Annotated in this window: 5 protein-coding genes; 2 read left to right on the top strand and 3 right to left on the bottom strand. The window is 49.0% G+C overall.

What is annotated here, in order from left to right:
• A partial coding sequence (locus C1N59_RS22640) for an HAD-IC family P-type ATPase (RefSeq protein WP_394551396.1) occupies nt 1-394 on the top strand: 394 nt, incomplete at its 5' end.
• Nucleotides 395-512: 118 nt separating this feature from the next.
• Here the strand turns inward: C1N59_RS22640 and C1N59_RS22635 are convergent.
• A complete protein-coding gene (locus C1N59_RS22635; RefSeq protein ID WP_394551394.1) occupies nt 513-1508 on the bottom strand; it encodes an IS110 family RNA-guided transposase in 996 nt (331 codons plus the stop codon).
• Nucleotides 1509-1882: 374 nt separating this feature from the next.
• Between C1N59_RS22635 and C1N59_RS22630 the strand changes: the two genes are divergently transcribed.
• Entirely contained in the window at nt 1883-2104 is a 222-nt protein-coding gene (locus C1N59_RS22630; protein ID WP_394551392.1) for a hypothetical protein, read from the top strand.
• 385 nt (nt 2105-2489) lie between these two features.
• On the opposite strand, the gene C1N59_RS22625 is transcribed toward C1N59_RS22630, so the two are convergent.
• A complete protein-coding gene (locus tag C1N59_RS22625) occupies nt 2490-2903 on the bottom strand; it encodes a hypothetical protein (RefSeq protein WP_394551390.1) in 414 nt (137 codons plus the stop codon).
• 322 nt (nt 2904-3225) lie between these two features.
• Nucleotides 3226-3777, bottom strand: coding sequence for a plasmid fertility inhibition factor family protein (locus tag C1N59_RS22620; RefSeq protein ID WP_394551388.1), 552 nt, complete (start codon nt 3775-3777; stop codon nt 3226-3228).
• Nucleotides 3778-3959: the final 182 nt, after the last annotated feature.

Raw genomic sequence — 3959 nt, 5'->3', positions numbered from 1 at the left:
GGGTAACCAGTTGCCTGAGGACAAACTGCGCGCCATTGAAACACTTACGGCTCAGGGTACCACCGGCATGGTGGGCGACGGCATCAATGATGCGCCGGCACTGGCTCGCGCCGATATCGGCTTTGCCATGGGCGCGATGGGCACCGATACCGCCATCGAAACCGCCGATGTTGCCCTGATGGATGATGACTTACGTAAAATCCCTGCCTTTGTCCGGCTTTCAAAACAGACTTACAGCATTCTGGTACAGAACATCGTTATGGCAATTGGCATCAAGGTAATATTTCTTGCCCTGACCATTGCCGGCATGGGAACCATGTGGATGGCTGTATTTGCCGATGTGGGTGCAAGTCTACTTGTTGTGGCAAACGGCCTGCGCCTGTTGCGTAAATAGCTGGTCATTATGTTGCCCGCTGGCTAACGGCGGGCAACGACTGCTTTTCGCTCATAGCGGACTATGCCCGGTTGTCCTCATGAGCGATTCTGTCAGTAAAGTGTCAACTCAACCTGAGTCAGGTATTCAGCGCAGCACGGGGGCCTCCGTCATTGTAAGCAGTTCCCGTCTTCAGTACGCCATAACACCAGTGAACCAGTTTTCGCATCAGTGCACCAATAGCCACCATTTTAGGTTTGCCCCGCAGGCACATTTCCTCGTAGACAGTACGCATACGTTTGTTATGAATTTTCCCGCACAGAGCCGACATGTAAAGTTTGGCTCTCAGCTGAGGCGGGCCGATTTTAGACATGCGGGGCCGTCCCCGAACCGAAGTGCCGGAGCGCTTTTCGACAGGCACCACGCCAAGAAAAGCCGCCGCCTGGTCTGCTGATTCAAAGTTATGGCTGCGGAGCACAACCAGCATGTGCAAACCCAGCTGAGGCCCGACAGATTTAATCGACGTCAGCAGCGCATAATCCCGTTTCAGGTCCGGGCTGGCCTGAATGTGCGCTTTAACCTGCCGTTCAATGCTTCTCACTTCTTCACGGAGCAGCTGCGCCATCCTGATGCATGAACTGACGACGTCTGCAGGCGTGTCGGTGGACTGATACTTTTCGAGCCGGTTTTCCTCACGCACGGCGTCAGCGAGCAGGACATCCCGCCGGCGCAGAAGTGCGCTGAGAAATCTGATATCCGCTGCGGGCGGCTCCCACCGGTGCGGTTTTTTCAGCAGTGCGTAACAGGCCAGCATATACGCATCCACCTTGTCCGTTTTGGTCATTATCCCCATGCCACGGGCAAACTCCCGGCTGCGGTGAGGGTTGGCCAGAGACACACAGAAACCGGCGTCGTGAAGGGACGTGGCCAGCCGTTCGTGATAAACGCCGGTGGCCTCCATCACCACATGAACATCCTCCGGACCGCAGTGCTGAAGCCTGAGCCAGCGAAGTATGTGCGCAACCGCGCTGCGGTCGTTGCGGATATTTCGTGTTTTGACGCGACCTTTCATGCCGTCGTAAAGCATGCAGAGGTCGAGCGTGTCTTTACTGACATCAATACCGACTGGAAACATGGTTTCACTCCTCTCACATAAACCGTCACGCCTGTTTGCCTTGTACATACGGAGTCGTGCTCCCGGTAACCGTTCAACCTGATGTGCTGGCGTGAAAGGTGAAGCGGAGGGCCATATGCTGCAAAAGAAGGTTCAGCGCTCGTCAATATCTGACCTTAAGGGCGAAGACCGGCTCACTCTGCTTCAGTGGTGGTAGCTAATCACCACATATGGTTAGATACAAGGACGAAGTGCCCGACAGGCAGAACCTTTCATCACGTAACCGGCTTCGCCGGGCTACCGGCGCCATGTGGCCAGTTCACCCTGGCGGGCATCAGCTGGCGCCTTCATGCGCTTTCGCGCATAAAACCTGATTCAGTGCAGGAGATATCCTCATGCAGAACGTTGATGATGACGAAGTTCAGTCCACTTACCGGGAAGCGTGCAGACTCACCGGCATGGTTTGTCTGAGGAAAGCGGGTGATGGTGACGTAATCACCCGCGAAGAGATCAAACGTGATCTTATACTTTTGCTGAGGGCACGTCTGAAAAGAAGTGATGAGGTTGAACCCGCTCTCATGTTTGCGATTGAGCAGTTGATGGAACCGCCGCCTTAACAAAGCTGTATTTGACGACGCAGGCAGTTGCTGGCCCACCCGGACTTGCTTACTCGGGGCGAAAAAAATAAAGTCAGACTTAACTGTTCCTGTTTGTGCAGAAAACCCGTTACGGAGCCTGCCGATTAGGTGTGGCTCACAAGCGCTTCACTGTCGTCCGGCGGCAAGCATTGAGTAAATCTATTACGCATTGCTCAGTTGTCTTCAGAGTCCGTCCTTTCATAACAGACGTAGTCAATGCACCAGTATCTCCCGATGTCTCTGCCGTCTGTAGTGAGATCGGTTTTAGGTTGCATCACGTCTGTTCCGGGTTTTGCGTCAATGCAACCTTTCACCGTTACCACTTCTCCGCCTTTCATCGGCTCTTTTAAAGATTTGTAATAACCTATCGTTCCTTTCGATTCAAAGAATCATATTGTCCGAACGCTGGAAACTGTTCATAATTTTTGGCTACATCAGAGTAAGTTTCACTCCTCTCTGAAGTTTTACTCGGGATATTATCCTCTATAATTATAGTATGCCCATATTCTTTAAAATGGTACGTTGTCCCGTTGATAACAAGGTCAGTATCATCGTTAAACTCTCTATAAACAGCCATCGATAGAAATAATTTTTCCACATCCAGCATTTGAAAATTATAAAGAAGATACTCTCTTAAATGTTCATCAAGAAAGCTTACACTTACCCAGCCACTATTCCTCATTATATTAATAAAGCACGATGGTGTAGATTCAGAGTCAATGAGCACTGTATAAGGTTCGCCAGCCTCATGTTTTTTTAGGGCTTTTTTCTCCCCCATAAGTCAGTTGGCTCTTTATATCCAATTGACCAATTTTTGCAGTAATAAACTTTCTGACTCATTTATACACCTTACTATGCTCCTTGAGAATTTTTGTGATGACAAAAAAATCAATATTCCAGTACAAACTGTTGTTGCTATAAACAAAGCAAAGTTTGTTAACTATGACAGTACCTTAGAGTATAAAAATGCATTCTAATAATGTTCAAATAATTTTTTTGGTGCATTGCTGGCAGACGAAAAGCGAAAGATGCCGAAAGTTAACAAGCAGAATTACTTTTGTTCAGCCTACAAGGTCAAAACCCTGTATAGTTCGGCTTTGTTAACACAGTGAATACAGGAAAGAGACTGAAAGCGGTTCAGTTGTCCTGTCGCCAACCCCCCGGAACAGCAGACGAGCATCCCTTTCTGAAGGTACGCTAACTGGGAAAATTTCCGCACCGTTGGCCATAAGCCATATTGTTCGCGTTACGCCATTCGTAAAACCTGCATGAAGCACGGGTAGCCCTTTTTCTATTTCATAATGTGCATCGCACAATGCAAGTGGCACAGGATTATGATATCCTTGAGAAAAACCTTTCTCAGCGCGAAAAAACTTATAATCCTTTCTCCATACTTTTTCATCGCCAGCTGCGAGCTGTGGTTCATCACCAGAGCGTGCCCATGCATTAAGGAACGGGCGTTTACGAACAATCACGACCCATTTTTCAGAATATTGCCGCAGCGACAATTTCATCCAGGCTACTTTGCCCTCTTTCAGTCCGACTGAAAAGGTGCAAACCCTGTCGCCGAAGCCGCCATATTCTCGCCCTATTTGACAAATTCCGCAGGAGGCAAGGATGGGATGTTTGTTATATATTAGGTCTGTACTCATGAGACTCAGACTCGCTAATGTTGTTCAGTAACCTCTCTTACTGAAATGTTAACGACGGTCTGGCTTTTCAGCAATCAGATAAGTTAGACCGTATACAATCAGTCCCGCTACGAGAACGAGCAGCGGACCTATAATTCGCATGGCACCTTCATTAAGCGTGGCTGCCAGAAATATACCTACCA

Source organism: Pantoea sp. SGAir0183, from assembly GCF_043545505.1.
This window is presented reverse-complemented; position numbering and strand designations above follow the sequence as displayed.